At 62.4% G+C, this 25,424-nt stretch carries 26 protein-coding genes and 1 tRNA gene; 13 read left to right on the top strand and 14 right to left on the bottom strand.

Translation table 11 applies throughout. The features are described from left to right. Positions 1 to 73: 73 nt before the first annotated feature. The 5 genes from AAIE04_RS01405 to AAIE04_RS01385 form a co-directional block, all read right to left on the bottom strand. A complete protein-coding gene (locus AAIE04_RS01405; protein WP_015376917.1) occupies positions 74 to 217 on the bottom strand; it encodes a hypothetical protein in 144 nt (47 codons plus the stop codon). 82 nt (positions 218 to 299) lie between these two features. Then, positions 300 to 626: a gamma-glutamylcyclotransferase family protein gene (locus tag AAIE04_RS01400; RefSeq protein WP_025160048.1), complete on the bottom strand. Its 327-nt coding sequence runs from the start codon at positions 624 to 626 to the stop codon at positions 300 to 302. A gap of 133 nt (positions 627 to 759) precedes the next feature. Beyond that, a tRNA-Arg gene (locus AAIE04_RS01395) sits at positions 760 to 836 on the bottom strand. 96 nt (positions 837 to 932) lie between these two features. Then, a complete protein-coding gene (locus AAIE04_RS01390) occupies positions 933 to 1,241 on the bottom strand; it encodes a hypothetical protein (protein ID WP_063918876.1) in 309 nt (102 codons plus the stop codon). Further along, the gene (locus AAIE04_RS01385) at positions 1,238 to 1,447 is read right to left on the bottom strand and encodes a hypothetical protein (RefSeq protein WP_498576366.1); all 210 of its coding nucleotides are present in this window, start codon (positions 1,445 to 1,447) and stop codon (positions 1,238 to 1,240) included. The genes AAIE04_RS01390 and AAIE04_RS01385 overlap by 4 nt, the downstream gene beginning before the upstream one ends. A gap of 206 nt (positions 1,448 to 1,653) precedes the next feature. Here AAIE04_RS01385 and folD point away from each other — a divergent pair, with 206 nt between their 5' ends. Further along, entirely contained in the window at positions 1,654 to 2,520 is an 867-nt protein-coding gene (gene folD, locus AAIE04_RS01380; RefSeq protein WP_004940177.1) for a bifunctional methylenetetrahydrofolate dehydrogenase/methenyltetrahydrofolate cyclohydrolase FolD, read from the top strand. Positions 2,521 to 2,530: 10 nt separating this feature from the next. Next, a complete protein-coding gene (gene ybcJ, locus AAIE04_RS01375; RefSeq protein WP_019454114.1) occupies positions 2,531 to 2,743 on the top strand; it encodes a ribosome-associated protein YbcJ in 213 nt (70 codons plus the stop codon). A 66-nt stretch (positions 2,744 to 2,809) separates the two neighbouring features. Here the strand turns inward: ybcJ and cysS are convergent, their stop codons facing one another. Beyond that, positions 2,810 to 4,195: a cysteine--tRNA ligase gene (gene cysS / locus AAIE04_RS01370; RefSeq protein ID WP_019454115.1), complete on the bottom strand. Its 1,386-nt coding sequence runs from the start codon at positions 4,193 to 4,195 to the stop codon at positions 2,810 to 2,812. A gap of 309 nt (positions 4,196 to 4,504) precedes the next feature. Here cysS and ppiB point away from each other — a divergent pair, with 309 nt between their 5' ends. The 4 genes from ppiB (at position 4,505) to purK (ending at position 7,470) form a co-directional block, all read left to right on the top strand. Beyond that, positions 4,505 to 4,999 (top strand): peptidylprolyl isomerase B, encoded by a 495-nt coding sequence (gene ppiB, locus AAIE04_RS01365; protein ID WP_004940183.1) that lies wholly within the window; start codon positions 4,505 to 4,507, stop codon positions 4,997 to 4,999. 10 nt (positions 5,000 to 5,009) lie between these two features. Next, positions 5,010 to 5,732, top strand: coding sequence for a UDP-2,3-diacylglucosamine diphosphatase (locus tag AAIE04_RS01360; protein WP_019454116.1), 723 nt, complete (start codon positions 5,010 to 5,012; stop codon positions 5,730 to 5,732). A 149-nt stretch (positions 5,733 to 5,881) separates the two neighbouring features. Beyond that, positions 5,882 to 6,406, top strand: coding sequence for a 5-(carboxyamino)imidazole ribonucleotide mutase (purE, locus tag AAIE04_RS01355; RefSeq protein WP_498056879.1), 525 nt, complete (start codon positions 5,882 to 5,884; stop codon positions 6,404 to 6,406). Beyond that, entirely contained in the window at positions 6,403 to 7,470 is a 1,068-nt protein-coding gene (gene purK / locus AAIE04_RS01350) for a 5-(carboxyamino)imidazole ribonucleotide synthase (protein WP_498576365.1), read from the top strand. Before purE ends, purK begins: the two co-directional genes overlap by 4 nt. 70 nt (positions 7,471 to 7,540) lie before the next feature. Here the strand turns inward: purK and ybbP are convergent, their stop codons facing one another. Continuing rightward, complete coding sequence (ybbP, locus tag AAIE04_RS01345) at positions 7,541 to 9,973, bottom strand: putative ABC transporter permease subunit YbbP (RefSeq protein ID WP_498576364.1); 2,433 nt, start codon at positions 9,971 to 9,973, stop codon at positions 7,541 to 7,543. After that, the gene (ybbA, locus tag AAIE04_RS01340) at positions 9,970 to 10,656 is read right to left on the bottom strand and encodes a putative ABC transporter ATP-binding protein YbbA (RefSeq protein ID WP_004940192.1); all 687 of its coding nucleotides are present in this window, start codon (positions 10,654 to 10,656) and stop codon (positions 9,970 to 9,972) included. Before ybbA ends, ybbP begins: the two co-directional genes overlap by 4 nt. Between ybbA and tesA the strand changes: the two genes are divergently transcribed. The 3 genes from tesA to AAIE04_RS01325 all read left to right on the top strand — a co-directional run bounded on the left by tesA (position 10,627) and on the right by AAIE04_RS01325 (position 13,001). Next, complete coding sequence (gene tesA, locus AAIE04_RS01335) at positions 10,627 to 11,265, top strand: multifunctional acyl-CoA thioesterase I/protease I/lysophospholipase L1 (protein ID WP_309531255.1); 639 nt, start codon at positions 10,627 to 10,629, stop codon at positions 11,263 to 11,265. The two genes, ybbA and tesA, sit on opposite strands and share 30 nt — an antisense overlap. Positions 11,266 to 11,291: 26 nt before the next feature. Beyond that, positions 11,292 to 12,068, top strand: a complete 777-nt coding sequence (locus AAIE04_RS01330; RefSeq protein WP_498576363.1) for an SDR family oxidoreductase — start codon at positions 11,292 to 11,294, stop codon at positions 12,066 to 12,068. A gap of 78 nt (positions 12,069 to 12,146) precedes the next feature. Next, positions 12,147 to 13,001 (top strand): co-chaperone YbbN, encoded by an 855-nt coding sequence (locus tag AAIE04_RS01325; RefSeq protein ID WP_025160052.1) that lies wholly within the window; start codon positions 12,147 to 12,149, stop codon positions 12,999 to 13,001. Between the two features lie 110 nt (positions 13,002 to 13,111). Here AAIE04_RS01325 and cfa read toward each other — a convergent pair whose 3' ends face one another. The 5 genes from cfa to AAIE04_RS01300 all read right to left on the bottom strand — a co-directional run bounded on the left by cfa (position 13,112) and on the right by AAIE04_RS01300 (position 19,211). After that, entirely contained in the window at positions 13,112 to 14,263 is a 1,152-nt protein-coding gene (cfa, locus tag AAIE04_RS01320) for a cyclopropane fatty acyl phospholipid synthase (RefSeq protein WP_019454122.1), read from the bottom strand. A gap of 195 nt (positions 14,264 to 14,458) precedes the next feature. Next, positions 14,459 to 15,361: a carbamate kinase gene (locus tag AAIE04_RS01315; protein ID WP_498576362.1), complete on the bottom strand. Its 903-nt coding sequence runs from the start codon at positions 15,359 to 15,361 to the stop codon at positions 14,459 to 14,461. 21 nt (positions 15,362 to 15,382) lie between these two features. Continuing rightward, positions 15,383 to 16,252 carry an oxamate carbamoyltransferase subunit AllH family protein gene (locus tag AAIE04_RS01310; RefSeq protein WP_498576361.1) on the bottom strand — a complete coding sequence of 290 codons (870 nt, stop codon included), beginning with the start codon at positions 16,250 to 16,252 and terminating at the stop codon, positions 15,383 to 15,385. A gap of 16 nt (positions 16,253 to 16,268) precedes the next feature. Beyond that, entirely contained in the window at positions 16,269 to 17,534 is a 1,266-nt protein-coding gene (locus AAIE04_RS01305; protein ID WP_498576360.1) for a YlbE family protein, read from the bottom strand. 9 nt (positions 17,535 to 17,543) lie between these two features. Continuing rightward, positions 17,544 to 19,211 (bottom strand): acyl-CoA synthetase FdrA, encoded by a 1,668-nt coding sequence (locus AAIE04_RS01300; RefSeq protein WP_498576359.1) that lies wholly within the window; start codon positions 19,209 to 19,211, stop codon positions 17,544 to 17,546. A 358-nt stretch (positions 19,212 to 19,569) separates the two neighbouring features. Between AAIE04_RS01300 and allD the strand changes: the two genes are divergently transcribed. From allD to allE, 4 genes are all read left to right on the top strand, one after another. Next, positions 19,570 to 20,619: an ureidoglycolate dehydrogenase gene (gene allD, locus AAIE04_RS01295; RefSeq protein WP_498576358.1), complete on the top strand. Its 1,050-nt coding sequence runs from the start codon at positions 19,570 to 19,572 to the stop codon at positions 20,617 to 20,619. 172 nt (positions 20,620 to 20,791) lie between these two features. After that, positions 20,792 to 22,039 carry an allantoate deiminase gene (gene allC, locus AAIE04_RS01290; RefSeq protein ID WP_019454127.1) on the top strand — a complete coding sequence of 416 codons (1,248 nt, stop codon included), beginning with the start codon at positions 20,792 to 20,794 and terminating at the stop codon, positions 22,037 to 22,039. Then, the gene (locus tag AAIE04_RS01285; RefSeq protein WP_019454128.1) at positions 22,036 to 23,295 is read left to right on the top strand and encodes an MFS transporter; all 1,260 of its coding nucleotides are present in this window, start codon (positions 22,036 to 22,038) and stop codon (positions 23,293 to 23,295) included. Before allC ends, AAIE04_RS01285 begins: the two co-directional genes overlap by 4 nt. 57 nt (positions 23,296 to 23,352) lie before the next feature. Continuing rightward, positions 23,353 to 24,138, top strand: coding sequence for a (S)-ureidoglycine aminohydrolase (gene allE, locus AAIE04_RS01280; protein ID WP_019454129.1), 786 nt, complete (start codon positions 23,353 to 23,355; stop codon positions 24,136 to 24,138). A 53-nt stretch (positions 24,139 to 24,191) separates the two neighbouring features. Here allE and AAIE04_RS01275 read toward each other — a convergent pair whose 3' ends face one another. After that, positions 24,192 to 25,334: a glycerate kinase gene (locus AAIE04_RS01275; RefSeq protein ID WP_019454130.1), complete on the bottom strand. Its 1,143-nt coding sequence runs from the start codon at positions 25,332 to 25,334 to the stop codon at positions 24,192 to 24,194. Positions 25,335 to 25,424 lie beyond the last annotated feature (90 nt).

The raw sequence follows: 25,424 nt of genomic DNA, 5'->3' as shown, positions 1-25,424 counted from the left end.
TGCCGACGGCGGGTAAATGGCGGGTAAATCAGTGCAAAAAAGTCGGCGCGATCACCACCGCGCCGACCGGCCCTCAGCGAATTTCAACGCTGATATCCGGGTAGGCCTTCTCGCCGTCGCTGAGGTAATGCCCCAGCGCCCGGTATGCCATGACGTACAGCACGGCGGCGGCACACAGACACAGCAAGGTCACGAGAAAGAATCTGGATTTGCGCACGATAGGCTCCATGGGGAAATTTTCGCCTATTGTAACGCGACAAACTAAACGAAGGTTCAATTGCCGGCGAAGCGGCTAAAGGTCATTTTTTCAGCATGTAGATAAACGAATCGACGGTTTCACCGCCGGCGGTGGTGACGCTGACCGCCACCCGTTCATAACCGTCACCTTCGAAGGCGTCGAGGGCAGGCCAATGATTGACGAGGTTGGCAGAGCGGAACAGAAAACCGTTCACCCGATTGCCGCTGTTATCCAGCACGATGCCCGGGTACCCCATCTCGGCGCCCCAGCCTTGGTTAAGCAACGATCCGCCAACGCTGCCCTCTTCCCAGCTGCCGCCGATAGCCTCCATCACGTGCGCGTTGGGTCTGCCCGGCCCCAGGGTGCCGTAAACGAATAAGCTTTGCATTTTTTACTCTGCCACTGACGGAAAGTTAGCGAACGAACATAACATGTCGCTCAGCGGCGAGCCAACGAGAGTATGGGTTACGCGATCGAATTTTCGCGGGAAAGAATATGGGGAGAAAATCAGGGATAATTAATGGCACGCCCTATAGGATTCGAACCTATGACCTACGGCTTAGAAGGCCGTTGCTCTATCCAACTGAGCTAAGGGCGCATTGAGATGCGGCAACCTGCGGCTGCGGGTTGGGATTATACGGTCAGAGGTTAGCGAGTCAATGCCTTTTCATGACGTTACGGCGGCGGCCGTGCTTTATGGCGTTTTTTCCGCCAGCACCCGCACGGCGGCCCTGGCAACGCTGCGTTGAACCAGGCCGACCGCGGTGTCGCCCGGCGAGCGTTCAGAATGCTGCCGCGCGGTGTCTCGCTGCAGGCAAACGCGTGCGGACTGAACGACCGCCGTGATATCGCTCCAGTCGGCATGCTCAACCGCCTGCGTGTTGCAGGTCGCCGCCAGTCTCGCCGCCAGCGCGGCGTCGGGGGGCGTGCTGTTCAAAGAGGCCTGACTCCACGGCGCCCAGCCAAGCAGCAAGACGCAGATCATCAACGTATTGCCGTTCATGTGCACAGCTTCCGCCACAGCGCGCTCAGGCGCGCCCGCCACGACGGCGCCAGCGGGTGTTGGCCAAGCTGATGCAGCGCAATCAGCTGCGCGCTGTCCGCCGGATGCAGCGAAGAATCGAACACCGTTTCCCCTACGTGTTTAAGCTCCGCCGGTTGCTGGTCAGGCTGGTGATGCAACGGATAAAGCCGGGTTATCGCTCTCATGATCCTGCCCTCTTTCGCCCTGTAAACGGCCTCAGCGTATCCAAATGCAGGTAAAAATGGCGTAGAGGTTCCTGAAGCCGGCATAAAAAAAGCGTAAATCGGCCTCGGCAACGGCGGCGAGGGTGATTCTGCGCCTGACAGCGCGCTCAGCTTCTGCCAGAATAGCGGCATCCCCCGCTTTTCTTAATTGATGGATTTCCACACTGATGTCAGCAAAGATTATTGATGGTAAAACGATTGCGCAGCAGGTTAGAAACGAAGTGGCTGAGCAAGTGAAACAACGTCTGGCGGCCGGCAAACGCGCCCCAGGGCTGGCGGTTGTGCTGGTCGGCGAGAACCCGGCTTCGCAAATTTACGTCGCCAGCAAGCGCCGCGCCTGCGATGAAGTCGGCTTCCTTTCCCGCTCCTACGATCTGCCCGCTGCCACCAGTGAGGCCGAACTGCTGGCGCTGATCGACCAGCTGAACGCCGATGAGGAAATCGACGGCATTCTGGTGCAGCTGCCGCTGCCGGCCGGCATTGATAACGTCAAGGTGCTGGAACGCATTCATCCGGACAAAGACGTCGACGGCTTCCATCCGTACAACGTCGGCCGCCTGTGCCAGCGCGCGCCTAAGCTGCGCCCGTGCACCCCGCGCGGCATCGTTACCCTGCTGGAGCGTTATAACATCGATACCTACGGCCTGAATGCCGTGGTGGTCGGCGCGTCCAACATCGTCGGCCGCCCGATGAGCATGGAACTGCTGCTGGCCGGCTGCACCACTACCGTCACCCACCGCTTCACCAAAAATCTGCGTCATCACGTCGAGAACGCCGATCTGCTGGTGGTGGCGGTCGGCAAGCCGGGCTTCATTCCGGGCGACTGGATTAAGCCGGGCGCCATCGTGGTGGACGTCGGCATCAACCGCCTGGAAAGCGGTAAAGTGGTGGGCGATGTCGACTTCGACGCCGCCAGCGAGCGCGCCGCCTACATCACCCCGGTGCCGGGTGGCGTTGGCCCGATGACCGTTGCTACACTGATCCAAAATACCTTGCAGGCCTGCGAGGAATATCACGACGTTCAACCTAAATAAGTAAGGCAGTATGGAAATTTTCAATCTGGACAATCATCCCCACGTCGAACTGTGCGATCTGCTGAAGTTCCAGGGCTGGTGTGAAAGCGGCGGCGCCGCCAAAGAAGTCATCGCCGAAGGGCGGGTGAAAGTCGACGGCAAGGTCGAAACCCGCAAACGCTGCAAGATCGTCGCCGATCAGGTGGTGGAGTTCGACGGCGGCAAGGTCGTGGTCAAGCCATAACCCTCGGTTGTCGCAATAGAAAAAGGCGCTGAATTCAGCGCCTTTTTTGTTTTTCCTGCGGCCGGATTACTTGCGACGCCAGGTGGTGCCCTGCGGGCCGTCTTCCAGCACAATGTTCATCTCGTTCAAGCGATCGCGAGCGGCATCCGCCAGCGCCCAGTCCTTGGCGGCACGCGCTTCGTTACGCTGCTTGATCAGCGCTTCGATCTCCGCCACTTCGCCGTCGTCAACCTGAGCGCCCCCTTGCAGGAACTGCTCTGGCTCCTGCTGCAGCAGGCCGAGTACGTTCGCCAGCTTGCGCAATTCCGCCGCCATGCCGTTGGCCGCCGCCATGTCTTCCCCTTTCAGGCGGTTCACTTCGCGCGCCAGATCGAACAGCGCCGAGTAGGCTTCCGGGGTGTTGAAGTCGTCGTCCATCGCTTCGCGGAAGCGGGCTTCCAACGCTTCGCCGCCGGCCGGCGCGGCATTGGCGTCGGTGCCGCGCAGCGCGGTATAGAGACGCTCCAGCGCAGTACGCGCCTGCTTGAGGTTCTCTTCGCTGTAGTTCAGCTGGCTGCGATAGTGGCCGGACATCAGGAAGTAACGCACCGTCTCCGCATCGTAATGCCCGAGCACGTCGCGGATGGTGAAGAAGTTATCCAGCGATTTGGACATCTTCTCTTTGTCGATCATCACCATGCCGGAGTGCATCCAGTAATTGACGTACGGGCCATCGTGGGCGCAGCTCGACTGCGCGATCTCGTTCTCGTGGTGCGGGAACATCAGATCGGAACCGCCGCCGTGGATATCGAAGTGGGTGCCCAGCTGCTTGCAGTTCATGGCGGAGCATTCGATATGCCAGCCTGGGCGGCCCGGCCCCCACGGCGACTGCCAGCTCGGCTCGCCCGGCTTGGACATCTTCCACAGCACGAAGTCCATCGGGTTGCGCTTCACGTCGTCGATCTCCACACGCGCACCGGCCTGCAGTTGATCCAGATCCTGGCGCGACAGCAGCCCGTATTGCGGATCGCTGTCGATGGAGAACATCACGTCGCCGTTGCTGGCCACGTAGGCGTGATCGCGATCGATCAGGCGCTGGGTGATCTCGATGATCTCGGCGATATGCTGGGTCGCGCGCGGTTCACTGTCCGGGCGGTCGATCAGCAGCGCGTCAAAGTCGGCGTGCATTTCCGCCAGCATGCGTTCGGTCAGCTGGTCGCAGGTCTCATGATTTTCCGCCGCGCGGCGAATGATTTTGTCGTCCACGTCGGTGACGTTGCGCACGTAGTTCAGCGAATAGCCGAGATAGCGCAGGTAACGCGCCACCACGTCGAAAGCGACAAAGGTACGACCGTGGCCGATGTGACACAGGTCATAGATGGTTACCCCGCACACGTACATGCCCACTTTCCCGGCATGAATGGGTTTGAATTCCTCTTTTTGACGACTCAGGGTATTAAAAATCTTTAGCATCGGGAGATTCCGTGGTGTGCGTGATAACAAAAAAGATAACCGGGCCTCAGGTTTTCCGCCCGGTAGCGTATTGAAACCTGAAGCCTGATCTATTGCAAGGTTAAGGCCATGCTTTGCTGACTTCACGCGAATAAAATGCGCAAAATTCGGCGGTCGGCATAATTGTTATAATATAACACAAATGCAATTACCACAGACAGTGCGCGGTTGAGCCGCTGCTGACTCGCTGGGGTGGATATGTTATAAGGGCGGTCTGAATGTTCACTCGCTTTACGTGACGTCTCACTTCACCTTGTTAGGATTAAAACTATGGTTACTTTCCACACCAATCACGGCGATATCGTTATCAAGACCTTTGCTGACAAAGCGCCGGTTACCGTTGAAAACTTCCTGAACTACTGCCGCGCCGGTTTCTACGACAACACCATCTTCCACCGTGTGATCAACGGCTTTATGATCCAGGGCGGCGGCTTTGAACCCGGCATGAACCAGAAAGCGACCAACGCGACCATCAAGAACGAAGCCAACAACGGTCTGAAAAACACCATCGGCACCCTGGCAATGGCGCGCACCAACGATCCGCACTCCGCCACCGCACAGTTCTTCATCAACGTAGCCGACAACGACTTCCTGAACTTCCGCGGCGAAAACGTGCAGGGCTGGGGCTACTGCGTGTTTGCTGAAGTGGTTGAAGGCATGGACGTGGTCAACAAGATCAAAGGCGTGAAAACCGGCCGCAGCGGCATGCACCAAGACGTACCGGTAGAAGACGTTGTGATCAACAGCGTGACCGTCAGCGAGTAATCGCGGCTGCATGAGTACGCTGTTCATCGCAGATCTGCACTTGTGCGCACAGGAACCGGCAATCACTGCCGGTTTTCTGCGTTTTTTACGGCGCGAAGCGATTCACGCCGACGCGCTGTACATCCTCGGCGACCTGTTTGAAGCCTGGATCGGCGACGACGATCCCGAGCCGCTGCACGCGGAGATCGCCGCGGCGCTGAAGGCGCTGCAACAGGCCGGCGTGCCCTGCTATTTCATCCACGGCAACCGTGATTTTCTGCTCGGCAAACGCTTTGCCCGCGCCAGCGGCATGCAGCTGCTGCCGGAAGAAAAAGTGCTGGAACTGTACGGCCGCAGGATCCTGATCCTGCACGGCGACACGCTGTGCACCGACGATCAGGCCTATCAGCAATTCCGCCGCAAGGTGCACAACCCGCTGATTCAAAAACTGTTCCTGGCGCTGCCGCTGCGCTGGCGACTGAAGATCGCCGCTAAAATGCGCGCCCGCAGCCAACAATCCAACCAGTACAAGTCGGAAGCCATCATGGACGTCAACCCGCAGGCGGTCGAGCAAACGATGCTGCGCCACGACGTGCACTGGATGATCCACGGCCATACCCATCGCCCGGCGGTGCACCGGCTGGCGTTGAGCAACGGCGAAGCCCATCGCGCGGTGCTGGGCGCCTGGCACGTCGAAGGATCGATGATCAAAGTCAGCGCCGACGCCGTCGAGCTGATTCAATTCCCATTCTGAGTTCCGGACTGGCGCGCGAGTGAAAATTCGCGCTTTCGCCGGTGAAAACCGGCGACGCAACCGTTTTCCTCGCCGTGCGCTCATGGTATGCTCTACGCCCTCATTCGGTCCTCAGCCGACGCCAGACAAACCACAGGAGCCTTACACCCATGGGAGCCAACGCCGCTTCAGCCGCCAATGCCGGGGCTAAAATCGCAATTGTAATGGGATCGAAAAGTGACTGGGCCACCATGCAGTTCGCCGCAGAAGTCCTGACCCAGCTCGATGTCCCCTTCCATGTCGAAGTCGTTTCCGCTCACCGCACGCCGGACAAGCTGTTCAGCTTCGCCGAGCAGGCTACCGCCAACGGCTTTGACGTGATCATCGCCGGCGCCGGCGGTGCGGCGCACCTGCCGGGCATGCTGGCGGCGAAAACCCTGGTGCCGGTGCTGGGCGTGCCGGTGCAAAGCGCCGCGCTGAGCGGCGTGGACAGCCTCTACTCCATCGTGCAAATGCCGCGCGGCATCCCGGTCGGCACGTTGGCGATCGGCAAAGCCGGCGCCGCCAACGCCGGGCTGCTGGCGATGCAGATCCTGGCGCTGCACGACGCCGCGCTGGCGCAGCGTTTGGCGAACTGGCGTCAGGCGCAGACCGACGACGTCTTGAACCACCCCGATCCGCGGGAGGACGCATGAAGCCGGTTTGCATACTGGGCAACGGCCAGCTGGGGCGCATGCTGCGCCAGGCCGGCGAACCGCTGGGCATCGCCGTTTACCCCGTCGGCATCGATGCCGAGCCCGAGGCGGTGCCGTATCAGAACAGCGTCATTACCGCCGAGATCGAACGCTGGCCGGAAACCGCGCTGACGCGCGAACTGGCGACCCACAGCGCCTTCGTCAACCGCGACATCTTCCCGCGTCTGGCGGATCGCCTGACGCAAAAACAGCTGCTCGACCAGCTCGGCCTGGCGACCGCGCCGTGGCAGCTGCTGGCGAGCGCCGCCGAATGGCCGCAGGTGTTCGCTTCACTGGGCGAGCTGGCGATCGTCAAACGCCGGGTCGGTGGCTATGACGGCCGCGGCCAATGGCGCTTGCGTCCGGGCCAGGAAGCCGAACTGCCGGCCGACGCCTATGGCGAGTGCATCGTCGAGCAAGGCATCAATTTCTCCGGCGAAGTGTCGCTGGTGGGCGCGCGCGGCCACGACGGCCGTTCGGTCTTCTACCCGCTGACCCACAACCTGCATGAAGACGGCATCCTGCGCACCAGCGTGGCGCTGCCGCAGCCCAACCCGGCGCTGCAGCAACAGGCCGAGCGGATGCTGGCGGCGATCCTGAACGAACTGAACTACGTCGGCGTAATGGCGATGGAGTGCTTTATCGTCGGCGATCGGCTGCTGATCAACGAACTGGCACCGCGCGTGCACAACAGCGGCCACTGGACGCAAAACGGCGCGTCCATCAGCCAGTTCGAGCTGCACCTGCGCGCCATCCTCGGCCTGCCGCTGCCGCAGCCAGTGGTGAGCACGCCGTCGGTGATGGTCAACCTGATCGGCACCGCCGTCAACGAACAGTGGCTGTCGCTGCCGCTGGTGCACCTGCACTGGTATGAGAAAGAGGTGCGCCCTGGCCGCAAGGTCGGCCACCTCAATCTGAACGACCCGAGCGCCGCCGATCTGCGCCAGGCGCTGCAGGCGCTGGCGCCGCTGCTGCCGGGCGAATACCAAAGCGGGCTGGCCTGGGCACAGCAGAAGCTGGCCTAAGGCACCGCCGCCGAAAGTAAAAGGGGTTAGCCTTAGGCTAACCCCTTTTTTTCATCCCGCTAAGTCAACATTACCCCTCATAACTGCGGAACAGCGCCCGGCCGCGCAGCAGGCGCACACCCAGCCAGCCGCCGCACAGCGACAACAGCAGCGCGCTGGCCAGCGGCAGCGCCCACCACAGCACCGGCGTCGGCGTCCACGGGAAGTCGAACACCCGGCTCTGCAACAGCCACAGCGCCGCCTCGGCGCCCACCGCCGCCGCGATGCCCGCCACCAGCCCCAGCAGGGCGAACTCGCACCACAACGTTCGGCGCAGCAGCCGTTTGCCGGCCCCCAGCGTACGGTACACCACCAGCTCCTGGCGGCGTTGACGCATGCCGACCTGCACCTGTGCCAGCAGCAATAGGCCGCCACACAGCACCACCAGCACCACCATCACCTCCAGCGCGCGGCTGACCTGCTGCAGCACGCCGCCGACCTGTTTCAGGATCGCGCCGATGTCCAGCAGACTGAGCGTCGGGAACTGACGGTTGAGTTGGGTCAGCATCTGGCCGTCGCCGTCGTAGCGGAAGCTGGTGAGCCAGGTCTGCGGCTGGCCGTCCAATGCGCCCGGCGGGAAGATAAAGTAAAAGTTCGGCTTCAGGCTCTCCCAATCCACCTGGCGCAGGCTGGTGACTTTGGCGCTGAACGCCTGGGTATCGCCGCTGAAGGTCAGCGTGTCGCCCAGCTTGATCTTCAGCCGCCCGGCGATGCCTTCATCCATCGAAACCTCGCCGGTTTTCGGCGGCCAGCTGCCCGCCACCAGCGGATTGTGATCCGGCAGCGCTGCCAGCCAGGTCAGGTTCAGTTCGCGGTTCACCGCCTCGCCGCCCGGATCGTCTTCATGCACCCGTTCTGTCGCCACCTGCTGGTTTATCTCGGTCAGACGCACCCGAACGATCGGGTAATAGGTTTCCGGCTTGATCTGGTGCTGCTGCAGGAAGGTTTTCACCTGCGGCACCTGCGCCTCGGTCATATTGAGCAGGAAAAAGTTCGGGCTGTCCGGCGGCAGCTGTTGCTGCCAGCGTTCGAGCAGATCGCCGCGCAGCACCAGCAACAGCGCCAACAGCATGAACGACAGCGAGAACGCCGCCAGCTGGCTGATGGTCACCCACGGCTGATGCAGCAGGCGATTGACCGCCAGCCGCAGCGCCAGGCTCTTGAGCGTGATGCGGCGCAGCAGCAGCAGGCTGCCCCAACCGATGCCGCCCAACAGCAACGCCAGCACCGCCATACCGGCCAAAATCGCCCACAGCAGCGTACTGGCCCCCATCAGCGCCACCAACAGCGCCACCACGATCGCCGCCGTCACCGGCAGGAAGTAGCGCAGTGGCCAGACGTTGGCCGTCACGTCGCGGCGCAGCACCCGCAGCGGCTGGGTCGCCAGCAGCTGGCGATACGGCCGCAGCCCGACCAGCAGCGAAATCAGCACCAGCGCGCCGAGCGCCCACAGCCACGGCCAGGCGCCGGCGGCGGGCAACGCGGCCGGCAACACCGGCTTCAGCAGGCGGATCAGCAGCGCTTCGAACGCCAGCCCGATCGCCCCGCCACATACCGCCGCCAGCGCCATCACTGCCAGCCACTGGCCGACGATCAGCTTACGCAGCGCGCCGCGCCCGGCGCCGAGGGTTTTCAGCACCGCGATCAGATCGTAACGGCTGCGGCAATAGTGGCTCATCGCCACCGCCACGGCGGCGATCGACAACAGCAGCGTCAACAGGGCCGACAGCAGCAGGAACTGTTGAGATCGCTGCAACGACTTGCCGAGCGCGCTGCCGGATTCCTGCAGCCCGAACCAGCGCTGGTCCGGCGTCAACTGCGGCGTCAGCCGCGCTTCGTAACGCTGAATATCCGGCTCCGCGCCGGCGAACATATAACGGTAGGTCAGGCGACTGCCCGGCTGCACCGCGCCGGTCTTATCGACGTCAGCCAGGTTGATCATGATGCGCGGCGCGGTCTGGAACGGATTGAAGCCGGCGTCCGGCTCCTGAATGATTTCACCGGCGATGCGCAGCGTGGTGTCGCCCACCTCGAGCGAATCCCCGACTTTCACGTTCAGCAGCGCCAGCAAGCGCGGCGCCACCAGCACGCTGCCCGGTTCAGGCTTGATGTTGGCCGGGCGCGTTTCCAGCTTGCCGTACAGCGGATAGACCAGATCGGTGGCTTTCACGTCCGCCAGCTGCGGCCGATCGCCGGCATAGGTCATGGTGGTGAACGACAGCTGGCGGCTCACCTTCAGCCCCTGCTGCTGCGCGTCCAGCAACCAGCCTTCCGGCACCGGATGCGCGCTGCGCAGCACCCGATCGCCGGCGATAAAGTCGCGGCTCTGCTGGCTGAGCCCTTTGTCCATGCGATCGCTGATGCTGCCCAGCGCCAGCACGCAGGCCACGGAGAGCGTCAACGCCAGCCAAACGATCAGCAGCGACGGCGAGCGCCATTCGCGCCAGAACCAGCGCCAGATCATGCTTCCTCCCACAGCTTGCCTTCGCGCAGCCGCAGCCGCCGCTGGCAGCGCGCCGCCAGGGTTTCGTCGTGGGTCACCAGGATCAGGGTGGTGTCGAAATCGCGGTTGAGAGAGAACAGCAAATCGGCGATGCGATCGCCGGTCTGACGATCGAGGTTGCCGGTCGGCTCATCGGCGAACAGCACCCGCGGCCGGCCGCTGAAGGCGCGCGCCAGCGCCACGCGCTGCTGCTCGCCACCGGACAGCTGCGCCGGCAGGTGATCGAGCCGCTTGCCCAGCCCCAACTGCTCGAGCAGCTGCACCGCCTGCTCGCGGCTCTGCCTGTCGCTCTCGCCGCGCAGCAGCGCCGGCAGCTGCACGTTCTCCAGCGCGTTCAGCGTCGGCACCAGCATGAACGACTGAAACACGAAGCCGACATTTCTGGCGCGCAACGCGGCACGCCCCTCTTCGTCCAGCGCGGTCAGCGACTCGCCCAGCAAACGCACTTCGCCTTCGCTGCCGTCATCCAGCCCGGCCAATATGCCCAGTAAGGTCGACTTGCCCGAGCCGGATTCCCCGATCAGGGCGATCGTCTGCGCGGGTTTGACAAGCAGCTCGACTCCGGTAAGGATGGTGAGCTGATGCTCACCCTGACCAACGTGTTTACTAAGATGATGAACTTCAAGAACGTTTTCCGCTGGCATCTTCCCTTCCTTTTGCTGTTGGGATTATTCAGTTTACGCGCTGCCGCCGCCGATACCTTGTTGATTTTGGGCGACAGTTTAAGCGCCGGCTACCGCCTGCCGATCGAGCGGGCCTGGCCGACGCTGTTGGCCGAACAGTGGCAAAAAAAGCCGGGCGCGCCACAGCTGGTCAACGCCAGCATCAGCGGTGACACCGCCGCGCAGGGGCTGGCACGCCTGCCCGCGCTGCTGAAACAACATCGGCCGCGCTGGGTGCTGATCGAGCTGGGCGCCAACGACGGCCTGCGCGGGTTCCCGGCGCAGGACGTACAGCGCGATCTCGGCCAAATCATCACGCGGGTGCAGCAGGCCGGCGCACAGCCGCTGCTGATGCAGATCCGCATCCCGCCGAACTACGGCCGCCGCTATACTGAGGCGTTCAGCGCCGTCTATCCGGCGTTGGCCAAACAGTTCAACATTCCGCTGCTGCCGTTCTATATGGAACAGGTGGTGGTGAAGCCGGAATGGATGCAGGATGACGGATTGCACCCCAATGGGGACGCCCAGTCGTTTATCGCCACCTGGATGGCGGAGCGTCTGGAACCGCTAGTAAAACATGAGTCTAACTAAATTAGGGTCGTACACTAGGTAAAGTTATGCAAAAAGCGGTATTGATAACCGGCTGTTCCAGCGGGATTGGGTTGATTGCGGCGCAGGATCTGCGCAACCGCGGCTATCGGGTGCTGGCCGCCTGCCGCAAGCCGCAGGACGTGGAAAACATGCGCCAGCTCGGGCTGGAAGGCATCGAGCTGGATCTGGACGACAGCGCCAGCGTCGAGCGCGCCGCCGCCGAAGTGATCGCGCTGACCGGCGGCCGCCTGTACGGCTTGTTCAACAATGGCGGGTTCGGCGTTTACGGCCCGCTCAGCCGCATTTCGCGCAGCCAGCTGGAGCAGCAGTTCTCCACCAACCTGTTCGGCACCCACCAACTGACCCAGCTGCTGTTGCCGGCGATGTTGCCGCACGGTGAAGGGCGCATCATTCAGACCAGTTCGGTGATGGGCCTGGTCTCCAGCGCCGGACGCGGCGCCTATGCCGCCAGCAAGTTCGCGCTGGAAGCCTGGTCGGACGCGCTGCGCATGGAGCTGCACGGCAGCGGCATTCAGGTCAGCCTGATCGAGCCGGGGCCGATATCCACCCACTTTAGCCAGAACGTCAACCAGGCGCAGAGCGACAAGCCGGTGCATAACCCCGGTATCGCCAAACGCCTGACGCTGACGCCGGAGGCCATTCTGCCCAAATTGCGCCACGCGCTGGAAAGCCCGCGCGCTAAATTGCGCTACCCGGTCACCCTGCTGGCGCACGCGATGAGCGTGCTGCGCCGCATTTTGCCGGGCCGCTGCCTGGATTGGCTGCTGCGCAGCAACGCTTAATTCGCCCGTCGGGGTTGAAGAATGGCGGCGCGCCCCCATCTACACCCCATGGCTCCGCACGATCAGAGAGAAAAAGAGATGCTAGCTCAAGCTGTTGTTGATATTAACGAAACTAACCTGCACCAGACGCTGGAACAGTCGATGTCCATTCCGGTGCTGTTCTACTTCTGGTCCGAGCGCAGCCAACACTGCCTGCAGCTCACGCCGGTGCTGGACAAGCTGGCGGCGGAATACGCCGGTCAGTTCATTCTGGCCAAGGTGGACTGCGACGCCGAGCAGATGATCGCCTCCCAGTTCGGGCTGCGTTCTATCCCGACGGTTTATCTGTTCAAAGACGGCCAGCCGGTCGACGGCTTCCAGGGCCCGCAGCCGGAAGAAGCGATCCGCGACCTGCTGCAGCGTTTCCTGCCGAAGGAAGAAGATCTGAAACTGGCGCAGGCGCAGGAACTGCTGGCCGCCGGCAACGCCGCCGAAGCGCTGCCGCTGCTGAAAGACGCCTGGCAGAGCAGCCAGCAGCGAAGTGACATCGGCCTGACGCTGGCTGAAACCCAGATCGCGCTCAGCCGCAGTGAAGACGCCGAAGCGGTGCTGGCGACCATCCCGCTGCAGGATCGCGATACTCGCTATCAAGGCCTGGTGGCGCAGATTGAATTGTTGAAGCAGGCAGCGGACACGCCGGAGATCCAACAGCTGCAACAGCAGGTGCAGCAGCAGCCGGACAACGTCGAGCTGGCGGTGCAGCTGGCGCTGCAGCTGCATCAGGTCGGGCGTAACGAAGAAGCGCTGGAACTGCTGATGGGGCATCTGAAGAAAGATCTGGCCGCCGCCAACGGCAACGCGCGCAAGACTCTGATGGATATTCTGGCCGCGCTCGGCACCGGCGACGCGCTGGCCGCTAAATATCGCCGCCAGCTGTACTCCCTGCTGTACTGATATCCGTCATCCCTGAAGCTGCATCCAGGTGGCAAACGTGAAGCCCTGGGAGCTTAGATAACTAAGCGACCAGGGCTCGAACGTGCAGTCAGCTTGAAATATGACGGGGATTAGCGATAGACCCGCACCCCACCCTCTACGCCCGCCGGGCTGAACAACACCTGCCACAGCTGAATGTTGCGCGAACGAAACGCGCCGGCGCAGGCGTTCAGGTAATAAGTGAACATCCGTTCGAAGCGCTCGGAATAACCGCCCGCCAATTCCGGCCACGCCCGTTTGAAATTCTCCAGCCAGGCCATCAGCGTGCGATCGTAATCGGCACCGAAGTTGTGCCAATCCTCCATCACGAAACGCCCTTCGCTGGCCTCGGCGATATGCCGCACCGAAGGCAGGCAGCCGTTGGGGAAGATGTATTTGTCTATCCAGGCGTCGACGTTAAGGTCGGTTTGATTGGAACCGATAGTGTGCAGCAAAAACAGGCCGTCCGGCTTCAGGTTGCGCGCCGCGACGCTGAAATAGGTATCGTAGTTCTTCGGCCCGACGTGCTCGAACATGCCGACCGACACGATTCGGTCGAACTGGCGGTCCAGATCGCGATAGTCCTGCAGTAAAATCTCGACGTCCAGCCCGGCGCAACGTTCCTGCGCCAGCTTCTGCTGCTCGGCAGAAATGGTCACGCCGTGCACCGAGACGCCGTAGTTTTGCGCCGCAAACTGCGCCAACCCGCCCCAGCCGCAGCCGATATCCAGCAGCGTCATGCCCGGTTTCAGCTGCAGCTTTTCGCAGATCATCCTGAGCTTGGCCTGCTGCGCCTGCTCCAGCGTCTGCGCCTCTTTCCAGTAGCCGCAGGAGTATTGCATGTAAGGATCGAGCATCGCCCGGAACAGATCGTTGCCGATGTCGTAGTGCTCTTTGCCCACCTGCCAGGCGCGCTTGCGCGATTGGCGGTTGAACAGCCGGGCATAGGCGATGCGCGCGATGTCGCTCAGGCTTTTCGGCAGCCGCTCGTCGACGCCGGCCTGCAAAATGCGGGTAAACAACACGTCCAGCCGTTCGCACTCCCACCAACCGTCCATATAACCTTCGCCGAAGCCGAGCGAGCCTTCCTGCAAAATGCGTTTGAACAGCGCCGGGTTGTGCACCCGAATATCCCAGGCGCGCGGGCCATTGATGGCGACGCCGGCTTCGGCCAGCATCTCCTCTACAATGCGATACCAGCGGTCGTTCTTCTGGGCGAGTTCATCAACACTGAGCGAATCCATAACAATCCTTGGCCGAAATGTCATTTCAAAAAGCATAGTCGCAAATAAAAATGACAAATTTTTGACGTTAAACACAGGGGGTGTTTTTACTCTAGCCAAGGTGAGCAACATCATGAAATGAATAAAAATTATTGAAATCATGCCGTTTTGGCATACTTATCCGCGCCAACGCGGGCGCGGATAAACCGACGGCAACTAAGGCAAAATGGCGGTGCCGGCCTGGCCCGCCAGCACCGCGTCGATGTCCTGCAGGCCACCGATATGCGCCGTCCGTCCGGTGCGATCGACGAAGCGGCTGACCGCCATGATCTTCGGCCCCATGGCGCCGTCCGCCACCGCCATCGGCGCCAGCTCCTGCGTGGTGGCGCGACGAATGGCGCGCTGACGTGGCGTGCCCCACTCCTGGTACACCGCGTCGGCGTCGGTGAGGATCACCAGATGATCGGCCCCCACCTGTTCCGCCAACAGCGCCGCCGCCAGATCTTTGTCGATCACCGCTTCGCTGCCCGTCAGCCCATGCTCGCCGGCAATCATCGGGATGCCGCCGCCGCCGTTGCAGATCACGATATGCCGCTGCGACAGCAGCAAGGTGATCGCCTCGATGTCGAGGATCTTCTGCGGCGCCGGCGAAGGCACCACCCGGCGAATGTAGTTACCATCCGCCTTCAGCGTCCAGCCGAACCTGGCCTCCAGCGCCTGCCGCTGTTCCGGCGCATACACCGGCCCGATGAACTTGCTCGGCGCCTGGTAATCCGCATCCTGCGCATCCACCAGCACCCGCGTCAGCAGCGTGGACACCGGCTGCTGCGGATGGCTGGCGTTCAGCTGTTGCGTCAGCATATAGCCGATCATGCCCTGGCTTTCCGCCACCAGAATATCCAGCGGATAGGGCGGCACATCGCGGTACGCCAGGTTTTGCAACGCCAGCAGCCCCACCTGCGGACCGTTGCCGTGCACGATGGCGATGCGGTACTTCTGCGCCAGCTTGCCGATGGCGTCGGCGATGAGGGCGATGCTCTTATACTGATTTTCCGCAGAGAGCACGGCTCCGCGCTGCAACAGGGCGTTGCCGCCCAACGCAATGACCAAGGTTTTCATGGTTTGCACCCGTAGTTGAAATCATACCGTCCCGGCCGAATCCGCGATCCGGCCCTCGTGTTCACACCGCGCGCCGCACAGTGCGTTAATCGTCGTCACCCCCAGCCACACGCCCAGCAGCGTGTCCGCCCCCGAGAAATGCCCCAGGCTCAGCACCGTCGCCACCGCCGCCGATACGTCCTCAGGCACCTGCAGCCCCTGCGCCAGCGTATGCAGCGGCGTGGCGAACACGCCCTGCTCGGCGTAAAGCAGGTAATGCGCGCTCACCAGCGTGGTCAGCGCGTCCAGCGGTGGCGTCTGGGCGAAAAACGGCTTCAGCCTGGCGACCTGGATGCGGCTGTCGAGGTGCGCGCTCAGCAACAGACCGAGCAAGGTGTCGTCGTTGCTCGGCGTCAGCCCCGGCCCTTTGCCCAGCGTATGACGCCAGTCGACCGCGCCGCCCCGCAGCCAACGAGAGAAATCCCGCGCCAGCCCGGCCGGCTCCGGCGTTAACGGCCGCTTCATCAGCCGACCGATTTCGCCGTGCAATCCGCACAGTGCGGTGCTGTGCTGTAACACCGCCGTCAGCGGCCGATCGGCAATGGCCGCCCGCTGCGCCAGCGCCAGATCCCGCGCCATCGCGGCGGGCCGGACAAGAAGCGCATCCAGCAAGATGCCAGTGGTGGAGAAAGCGCAGTGCCGTACGGACGGTATCGCATGACGCACGCGGTCGAAATCCCGCGCGCCAAGCTGCCACCCCATCGGGCTCAGGCCGCTGCCGGCGCGGTGCAGCGTCAGCAACCGCGCATTTTCCGTCAGGAAATTGATCGCGTTGTTGAAGCTGCCGACGCAGCGCAGCGCGCCATAGTCCTGCGTCACATGGCGGCTGCCGGCCAGCGCGACAATGTCCATACGCCCCTCCGTTCGCTTACGCCGTGATGCCGAGCTTATCGGCCAGCGCTTCGATCGCCTTCTCGAAACAACCGAGCGGCGCGCGCACCGTGCCGGCGCCGATCTGCCCGACCCCGGCTTCGCGGTGGGCTATGCCGGTGTTGATCAGCGGCGTGATGCCGGTTTCCACTACCCGGCGTGCATCCAGCCCCAGGCAGGCGCCCTGGAAGTCCCAGGTCGGGATCTGCAGCATCATGTTGCGCTCAAGATAGATCTCCGCCATTTCCTCGGAGATGTCGGTGGCGGCGCTCATGCCGCCGGAAGCCCCGACGAATCGCGTCACGCCCGGGGCCGCCACCATCGCCGCCCCGCCGATGCCGAAGGTTTCGGTGATCGCGCTGTCGCCGATGTCCGGGTTGGCGTGCGCCTGGCTGAAGCCGGAGAAGAACAGCCCCTCCGGCGTGTTCACCGGCGCGGTGAACCAACGATCGCCCATGCCACTGATCTTGATGCCGAAGTTCTTGCCGTTGCGGGTCATCACCGTGACGATGGTGCCCTGCTCAATCTCAGCTCCCGCATCCATCGCCGCCTTGCAGTAAGCCATCGCCAGATTGAGGAAGAACTGATCGGTGATACTGAGGAACTGCATCACCTGCGCCAGCTCCGCCTTATCGCGAGGCAGCAGGCTAATCTCCGGCGCCAACCTGCGCATCAATAGCGCCGAGGCCGCGATATTGCGCTGGTGGAACTCATCCCCCATGCTGATCGCCTGCGCCATCAGCGCGGTCAGATCGATCCCCTCCTCCAGCGTCGCCAGCACCGCTTTCAGCACCGGGGCCAAAGAGTCGCGCATCCAGCGCAGGCGCTGCTGCACATCCTCGCCATAGGCGCCGAAGCGCATCACCTTACCGATGCCTTCGTTCATGTTGCAGTAGGCGTAGTTGCCGTGGACAGTGTTCCTGACCACCACCATCGGCATGTGGGCCGAAGTAATGCCACCCATCGGCCCCACCGCGCTCACGCTATGGCATGGGATAAACTCGATTTCCCCTTGCTCCAGCAGCGCCAGTGCCTGCTGCTCATCCTGCGCCCAGCCTTCGAACAGGCAGGCGCCGATGCAGGCACCGCGTACCGGACCACTCATCTCTTGCCAGGTGACCGGCGGCCCGGCGTGCAACAGCTTGCGTCCTTCAGCCAGCTGCGGGATCAACCGATGCGCCAGATCCACATCCTGCCAGTGCGGGCGCGCCTCGCGGATACGGGCGATAACGGCGGCGTTTGCTTGCTCAATCGTTGCGTACATAGCGGTTCCTTACTTTAATTTTTTCAAGATGTTGGCTAATCGTTGATCGCCACCGGCCACCGGCGCCCACTGGTAATGCACCACCGGAATATCGCTGGTTTGCAGGTCATCGGCGAAGCTGCGCAGCCCGGCGTTGATCACCGCGACGCCGTCCAGCAAGGCCGGCCGTTCGCGTTCAGGTGCGGGTAAGACGGGGGTAATCAGCTGATGCGCCAGCGCGACCGCCGCCGGCAGCGACGGCATCACCGCGATGCCGGCCTCCTGCAGGGTGGCGATTTGCCGCGAGCGCTGCTGCGGATCCTGTTCGGTGCCGGTGACGGTAGCGATCGCCGCCAGCGGCTGGGCCGCGCCGCGCGCCGCGCGCACCTTGGCCACCTCGTCCGCCAGCGACGCCGCCGGATCGTCCTGGGCGCCGAAGCCGATCACCACGTCCAGCAGCAACACGCCGGTCTGCGGCTGCTGCGCCAGGCGGGCGATTTCTTGATTACGGGCGGTCGGGTCAATCATCGGGTGCGGGCGCCCCTGGGTATAAAAGTCATCGCCCATGTCGATGATGCGATGGCCATCGGCCACCAGCATGGCGCCGCGCGGGTGCTCGCTATCCACCGGCAAGCGCAGTTTTTCCGCCAGCAACATCGCGCATTCGGCTGCCAGCGTGCCGCCGGCGTACAGTCCGGCGATTTTGCCGCCGGGCACCGCGGGCTGTTGCGCCGCCTGTTGCTGCACGCAGCCCAGCATCGCCGCCAGGCGCGCCGCTTCATCCAGCGTGGCGGCGAACGTGATGTTGCCATCCTGACGCACGGCGGACTGCGCGCCGAGGAACAGCGCCACCACCGGCTTGCCGAGCGCTTTCATTTCGTCGATCACCCGCTGACGCACCTCGGGTGCCGGCGGTTTGGACACGAACGCCAGCACCTGGCTCTGCGGGTCCGCCGCCAGCATGCGCAGCGCGCTGATGGCGCTGATACCGCCGATCTCCGCCGTCAGATCCCGCCCGCCCAGGCCGATAGCGTGCGAGATGCCCTGTCCCGCCAGGGTAATTTGCGAGATCAGCTCCTGAATGCCGGTACCGGAGGCGCCGACCACGCCGATGGATCCGGCGGGCGCCACGTTGGCAAACGCCAGCGGCGCGCCGGCGATGCAGGCGGTGCCGCAGTCCGGCCCCATCACGATCAGCCCACGCTCGCGCGCCTTGGTTTTCAGCGCCACTTCCTGCGCCGGGCTGACGTTGTCGGAGAACATCATCACGTTGCAGCCGTCTTCCAGCGCCCGATCCGCCAACTCTGCCGCGTATTCGCCGGCGATCGAGATCAGCGCCAGATTGGCGGCCGGCAGCTTCTGCCGGGCGGTGCGCCAGCTGCGCGCCCGCAGCAGCTTTTTGCCGCCCTGGCTGCCCTGCGCAATCGCCTTGAGCGCCGCCTCCAGCGCCGCGCCGATCTCCTCGGCGATCGACTCGTCGGCGGACTCCGCTTTGATCGCCACGCAAATATCGTTCGGCGTCGCTTCGCTAAACTGCGGGTGCCAGAAACCGGTCACCTCCAATAAGGATTTATTGGCCGGTGTCCCCATCATGACGGATATTTCCTCGACCTTGGGAGACTCACTGAGTTTGCGGGAGATCAACATCAGGCTGACGGAATCCTGAAAGCTCCCCTTTTTAATAAAAGCATGGATCATGGTGATATCCTTAAGACAGCATTTAATAATATCGGCAATATTTCCCGTACCGGCAGCACGGCGATGCATTGAATCCAGCGAAAAGGTTAATTATCAAGCTACAAATTAAAATCACGCCCAGAGGTGAGTGCGGTCACACTTTATTCATTGTTAGAAAAAATAACTTAATCCCTTGAATATTAGTTAATCCAGACGCGAGGAATTCATTTATAAAAAACTTCTAACAATGACGATTTAATTCAACGAATTTTTAATCCAATCGAATAAAACGCATCTGGATCACATTATTCCCCCCCGGTATTTATACATTACAACGCAGAGGCGAATTAAATAAACCGTAGTGATAAAAGGACTGTATATGAAGGTCTCTAAACAACAATTACACCAGCTTATCCAGCAAAAAATTCACGCCGCCGGCCTGAGCCAGGAGCACGCCGGCATCGTCGCCGACGTGCTGGTTCATGCCGATGCGCGCGGCATCCACTCCCACGGCGCGGTCAGGGTCGAATACTATTCCGAACGTATCAGTAAAGGCGGCACCAACAATCACCCGCATTTCACCTTTGAAAAAACCGGCCCCTGCAGTGCCATTTTCGACGGCGACAACGGCGCCGGGCACGTGGCGGCCAAGCTGAGCATGGATCGCACCATCGAGATGGCGAAAGAGAGCGGCGTTGCGGTGGTGGGCGTTCGCCGCATCGGCCACAGCGGCGCGCTGTCGTACTTCGTGCAGCAGGCGGCGCGCGCCGGCATGGTCGGCATCTCGCTGTGCCAATCCGATCCGATGGTGGTGCCGTACGGCGGCGCCGAAGTCTATTACGGCACCAACCCTATCGCCTTCTCCGCTCCGGGTGAAGGCGACGAGCTGATTACCTTCGACATGGCCACCACCGTGCAGGCCTGGGGCAAAGTGCTGGACGCCCGCTCGCGCAACGCCGTCATTCCCGACACCTGGGCGGTGGACGCCGAGGGCAAGCACACCACCGATCCGTTCGCCGTCAGCGGCCTGCTGCCGATCGCCGGGCCGAAAGGCTACGGCCTGATGATGATGGTCGACGTGCTGTCGGGCATTTTGCTCGGCCTGCCGTTCGGCAAACACGTCAGCTCGATGTATCACGATCTCAGCGCCGGCCGGGAATTGGGCCAATTGCATATCGTGCTGAATCCAGGTTATTTCACCAACGAGTCGGCGTTCCGTAAAAATATCAGCCAGGTCATGAAAGAGTTGAACGCCGTTAAACCGGCGCCGGGTGTCAGTAAAGTGCTTTACCCGGGACAGAACAGCCATGCGCGTGAAATGGAAAGCGAGAAAAACGGTATCGAAATCGTCGACGACATTTATCAATACTTAATTTCAAATGATATTTACCAGCGTTCTTACGACCACAAAGACCCCTTCGCCAGTTAACGCAATCTTATTATCGTGGGCTTTTTCCGCCGCGGCTCGCGGTTGATATTGCAGAGCCGGGGAGAAAAAAGAAAACCTTCATCAGCGCGCTCAGCGCAATAGGTCGGCCGGCGGCGAATATCATCCGCCCTGGCCGCATCGCCGCTGAGACACAACATGCGGGCAGGTAAACATGAAAGACTTCCAACAAGAAATCCGTGATATTTCCGGCTGGTTATCGAAAATCGGCGCCGACCCCAGCGGCGGCATGACGCGTCTGCTTTATACCCCGGAATGGATCGAGGCGCAGCACGCGTTGAAAAACGCCTTCGACGCCGCCGGGCTGAGCACCCATTTTGATGCGGTCGGCAACCTGTTCGGGCGGCTGGAGGGCAGCAAATACCCCGACCAGGTGATTCTCTCCGGTTCGCACATCGACACGGTGGTCAACGGCGGCAACCTCGACGGCCAGTTCGGTATCGAAGCCGCCTTTATGGCGATCAAATACCTCAAGGATACCTACGGCCCGCCGCTGCGCAGCCTGGAAGTCATCGCGCTGGCGGAAGAAGAAGGCAGCCGCTTCCCCTATGTGTTCTGGGGCAGCAAAAACATCGTCGGCCTGGCCCGGCGGGAGGACGTGCAGCACATTACGGACGCCAAGGGCGTCGGCTTCGTCAACGCCATGCGCGACGCCGGTTTCGATTTCCCGCCGCCGCATCAGCCGCTGCGCAGCGATATCGCGGCCTTCGTCGAGATCCATATCGAACAGGGCAAAGTGCTGGAAACCGAAGGCAAAACCCTCGGTGTAGTGACCAGCATCGTCGGCCAACGGCGCTATGACGTGCGGCTGCAGGGCGAAGCCAACCACGCCGGCACCACCCCGATGAGCTACCGCCGGGATACCGTGCACGCCTTCAGCCGCATCTGCTGCGAATCGATCGCCAAGGCGCGCGCCGAGGGCGATCCGCTGGTGCTGACCTTCGGCAAGGTGGAGCCGAAGCCGAACACCGTCAACGTGGTGCCGGGCTTCACCCACTTCACCCTCGACTGCCGCCATACCGATCAGGCCGCGCTGCTGCGCTTCACGCAGGAGATCGAGCAGGATATCCAGCGCATCTGCGCCGAGATGGGCATCGAGGCCGAGATCGATCTGTGGATGGACGAAGCGCCGATCCCGATGAACGAACAGCTGGTGGCCTGCGTCAGCCGCCTGTGTGAAACGCAGCGGCTGAATTACCGCATGATGCACAGCGGCGCCGGGCACGACTCGCAAATTTTCGCCCCGCGCGTGCCGACGGTGATGATGTTCGTGCCGAGCATCGCCGGCATCAGCCATAACCCGGCGGAAAAAACCGCCGTCGCCGATCTGAACGAAGGGGTGAAAATCCTGGCGCAGACGCTGTATCAGCTGGCCTACACCGAACAGGGGGCCGAGGCATGAGCAACGACATCGACCCGCGCTACTGGAAAAAAATCGTCGTCGTGCTCTGTCTGGGCTGGGCGGTGATCTGGATCTATCGCACCGTTCTGACGCCGATCTTCCCCGAGATCCAACAGACCATCGGCGCGCACTCCAATGCGGAAATGGGACTGATCGCCAGCTTCTACTTCTTCGCCTATACCGGCATGCAGATCCCGGCGGGCATCCTGGTGGACAAATTCGGCAAGAAGGTGGTGTTGATCCCGGGCTTCTGCCTGTTCATCATCGCCACCTTGCTGATCGGCAACGCCACCAGCCTGACCATGGTCTATGCCGGCAGCCTGCTTGCGGGCATGGGCTGCGGCTCTTATTACGGCTCGGCTTACTCCCTGTCGTCGGAGAATATCCCGCTGGAGCGCCGTGGCCTGGCGACCGCGGTGATCAACAGCGGCTCGGCGCTCGGCATGGCCATCGGCCTGATCGCCTCCAGCCTGCTGGTGAAAAGCTTTAACATGAACTGGCAGATCATGCTGTTCATCATCACCGGCCTGCTGGTAGTGATGACGCTGGTGTTCGCCGTGGTCATCAAAAGCTCGCAGCCTCAAGCGCCGGCAGCCGTCAGCCAGACCGTTGCGCCGGCGGCGCTCGAGCCCGAAGAGGACGGTCAGGCCAGCGGCCTGTTCAGCCTGCGCATGATCTCCGCCTACGCGATGTACTTCGCCACCTGCTACGGCTACTACATGATAGTCACCTGGCTGCCCTCGTTCCTGCAGCAAGAGCGCGGCTTTGAAGGGGTGGCCATCGGCTTCTCCTCCGCCCTGGTGGCCTTCGCGTCGGTGCCGGGTGCGCTGTTCTTCAGCCGCATGTCCGACCGTTTCCGCAACAAGAAAGTGCAGCTGATCATTTTCCTCGAGCTGTGCGCGGCGGTAATGCTGGTCTGCACCGTCATTTCGCCGGACTCCACCATGCTGCTGATAAGCCTGATCCTGTACGGGCTGCTGGGTAAGCTGGCGGTCGATCCGATCATGATCTCCTTCGTCGCCGACAACGCGCCGAAGAAAGGCTATGGCACCAGCTTCGGCGTGTTCAACTTCTTTGGTATGTCCTCGTCGGTAATCGCCCCCTTCCTGACCGGCGTGATCTCCGACAGCACCGGCTCCAAGGTGATGGGCTTTTACATCTCCGCCGCCATCCTGCTGGTGGGCACCGCCATCTTCTTCACCGTCAACGTCTTGATGAAACGCACTACGCCAACCCGAACGGCCACCGAGGCCTGACGGCGCTTTTTTACCGGGCGCCGCCGCGGCGCCCTTTCAACGATCAGGAGAATCAACGTGGGTTACTTCAACAATCAAACCGGTTATCCAACCGACATTCTGTCAACGCGCGCCATCATCAAACGCGGCAACTATGCGCTGATCCCGCCGAACGGCCTGGTGCGCAACGTCATTCCCGGTTTTGAAAACTGCGACGTCACCATCTTGTCGACGCCGAAACTGGGCGCCACCTTCGTCGACTATCTGGTGACGCTGCACGACTGCGGCCGCAACACCAAAGGCTTTGGCGGCGAAGAGATCGAAACCTTCGTGTACGTCATCGACGGCGCCATCACCGCTTCCGCCGACGCCACCGACTACCCGCTGACCGCCGGCGGCTACCTTTACTGCCCGGCGGGCGTCACCATGCGGCTGGAAAACGCCAACGGCGGCCAATCCAGCCGCCTGTTCCTCTACAAGCGCCGCTACCAGCGCATCAAGGGCTACGAGGCGCACGTGGTCAGCAACAACGTCGCCAACCTGGAGCAGATCCACTACGAGGGCATGAGCGAGGTGATCCTGCAGGATCTGCTGCCGAAAGATCTGGGCTTCGACATGAATATGCACATCCTCTCCTTCGCCCCCGGCGCCAGCCACGGCTATATCGAGACCCACGTGCAGGAGCATGGCGCCTACATTCTCAGCGGCGCCGGCGTGTACAACCTGGACAATGAATGGATGCCGGTGAAGCAAGGCGACTACATCTTCATGGGCGCCTATGTGCAGCAGGCAGGCTATGCGGTGGGCCAGGAAACCTTCAGCTACATCTACTCCAAGGACTGCAACCGCGACGTCGAGCCGTAAGCGCTTCGCCGCCAAAACCAAGGCCACCTGCTCGCGCAGCGTGGCCTTCTTTTTTATCTCAATTGCCGGCCGATACGCATCGCGCGGGCGACGTTGGTGGCGCTGCGCTGCAGGTTGAGTTCCCCTTGCGACAGCGCGACCGCCAGCGTGCTCAGGCGCGGCAGAATGCTGAACATCGCGTCTATTCCCTGCGCGTGCAACGCTTCCGCCCCGTCCTCCACCACGCCGGCCAACGCGATGACCGGCAGGCCGCGCGCCCGCGCCAGACGAGCGACGCCGGACAGCGCCTTGCCGCCCAGCGTTTGGCTGTCGATGCGTCCTTCACCGGTGATCAGCAAATCGGCCTCCTCCAGAGCCTGCTCCAGGCCCAGCGCCGCCATCACGATCTCGATACCCGGCTTCAGCGTTGCGCCGAGAAACACCTGGCAGGCGATCCCCATGCCGCCCGCCGCCCCGCCGCCGGCGACCTGTCGCACGTCGCGGCCGGTGCTCTGGCGGATCACCTCGGCATACTGCGTCAGGCCCTGTTCCAACTGCGCCACCATCGCTGCCGTCGCGCCCTTCTGCGGCCCGAACACCGCCGCCGCGCCGCGCGGCCCCACCAGCGGATTGTCTACGTCGCAGGCGACCTCTATCCGGCACTGCCGCAGGCGCGCATCCAGCGCGCCGAGATCGATTCCGCTCAGCGTCGCCAGCTCGCCGCCGCCCCACGGCAGCGCCCTGCCGTCCGGACGATAAAAGCGGCCGCCCAGCGCCTGCACCATGCCGACGCCGCCATCCACCGTGGCGCTGCCGCCGATGCCGAGGATCAGGTGGCGAATGCCCTGATCCAGCGCATGCAGGATCAGTTCGCCGGTGCCGTAGCTGGTGGCCAGCAGCGGGTTACGGCGTTCCGCCGGCGTCAGCATCAATCCGCTGGCCGCCGCCATCTCGATCACCGCCGTCTTGCCGTCGCCGCTGACGCCGTAAAACGCCGCCACCCGTTCCCCCAGCGGGCCCGTGGCAGTCACGCTCACCTTGCGCCCGCCGGTGGCGGCCACCAGCGCGTCCACCGTGCCTTCGCCGCCATCGGCAATCGGCAGGCAAACGCACTCGGCATCGGGATAAACCTCGTGAAAGCCGCGCGCGATCGCCCGCGCCGCCAATTCCGCGCTGACGCTTTCTTTAAATGAATCCGGTGCAATAACAATTTTCATGACGCATCCTTTATTCGAACAGAAATAAAAACGGCCATGCCTTCCCCCGCTGAATTAATCAGAGGAGAAACGCATGGCGAAATAAAATAA

Source organism: Serratia sp. Ae19-1 (assembly GCF_059801225.1).
Note: the sequence above shows the minus strand (reverse complement) of the source record. Positions and strands in the feature narration are given on the sequence as shown.

Coding starts and splice junctions, on each gene's coding strand:
- AAIE04_RS01400 (WP_025160048.1), bottom strand. CDS start 626: ATGCAAAGCTTATTCGTTTACGGCACCCTGGGGCCGGGCAGACCCAAC.
- AAIE04_RS01390 (WP_063918876.1), bottom strand. CDS start 1,241: ATGAACGGCAATACGTTGATGATCTGCGTCTTGCTGCTTGGCTGGGCG.
- AAIE04_RS01385 (WP_498576366.1), bottom strand. CDS start 1,447: ATGAGAGCGATAACCCGGCTTTATCCGTTGCATCACCAGCCTGACCAG.
- folD (WP_004940177.1), top strand. CDS start 1,654: ATGTCAGCAAAGATTATTGATGGTAAAACGATTGCGCAGCAGGTTAGA.
- ybcJ (WP_019454114.1), top strand. CDS start 2,531: ATGGAAATTTTCAATCTGGACAATCATCCCCACGTCGAACTGTGCGAT.
- cysS (WP_019454115.1), bottom strand. CDS start 4,195: ATGCTAAAGATTTTTAATACCCTGAGTCGTCAAAAAGAGGAATTCAAA.
- ppiB (WP_004940183.1), top strand. CDS start 4,505: ATGGTTACTTTCCACACCAATCACGGCGATATCGTTATCAAGACCTTT.
- AAIE04_RS01360 (WP_019454116.1), top strand. CDS start 5,010: ATGAGTACGCTGTTCATCGCAGATCTGCACTTGTGCGCACAGGAACCG.
- purE (WP_498056879.1), top strand. CDS start 5,882: ATGGGAGCCAACGCCGCTTCAGCCGCCAATGCCGGGGCTAAAATCGCA.
- purK (WP_498576365.1), top strand. CDS start 6,403: ATGAAGCCGGTTTGCATACTGGGCAACGGCCAGCTGGGGCGCATGCTG.
- ybbP (WP_498576364.1), bottom strand. CDS start 9,973: ATGATCTGGCGCTGGTTCTGGCGCGAATGGCGCTCGCCGTCGCTGCTG.
- tesA (WP_309531255.1), top strand. CDS start 10,627: ATGAACTTCAAGAACGTTTTCCGCTGGCATCTTCCCTTCCTTTTGCTG.
- ybbA (WP_004940192.1), bottom strand. CDS start 10,656: ATGCCAGCGGAAAACGTTCTTGAAGTTCATCATCTTAGTAAACACGTT.
- AAIE04_RS01330 (WP_498576363.1), top strand. CDS start 11,292: ATGCAAAAAGCGGTATTGATAACCGGCTGTTCCAGCGGGATTGGGTTG.
- AAIE04_RS01325 (WP_025160052.1), top strand. CDS start 12,147: ATGCTAGCTCAAGCTGTTGTTGATATTAACGAAACTAACCTGCACCAG.
- cfa (WP_019454122.1), bottom strand. CDS start 14,263: ATGGATTCGCTCAGTGTTGATGAACTCGCCCAGAAGAACGACCGCTGG.
- AAIE04_RS01315 (WP_498576362.1), bottom strand. CDS start 15,361: ATGAAAACCTTGGTCATTGCGTTGGGCGGCAACGCCCTGTTGCAGCGC.
- AAIE04_RS01310 (WP_498576361.1), bottom strand. CDS start 16,252: ATGGACATTGTCGCGCTGGCCGGCAGCCGCCATGTGACGCAGGACTAT.
- AAIE04_RS01305 (WP_498576360.1), bottom strand. CDS start 17,534: ATGTACGCAACGATTGAGCAAGCAAACGCCGCCGTTATCGCCCGTATC.
- AAIE04_RS01300 (WP_498576359.1), bottom strand. CDS start 19,211: ATGATCCATGCTTTTATTAAAAAGGGGAGCTTTCAGGATTCCGTCAGC.
- allD (WP_498576358.1), top strand. CDS start 19,570: ATGAAGGTCTCTAAACAACAATTACACCAGCTTATCCAGCAAAAAATT.
- allC (WP_019454127.1), top strand. CDS start 20,792: ATGAAAGACTTCCAACAAGAAATCCGTGATATTTCCGGCTGGTTATCG.
- AAIE04_RS01285 (WP_019454128.1), top strand. CDS start 22,036: ATGAGCAACGACATCGACCCGCGCTACTGGAAAAAAATCGTCGTCGTG.
- AAIE04_RS01275 (WP_019454130.1), bottom strand. CDS start 25,334: ATGAAAATTGTTATTGCACCGGATTCATTTAAAGAAAGCGTCAGCGCG.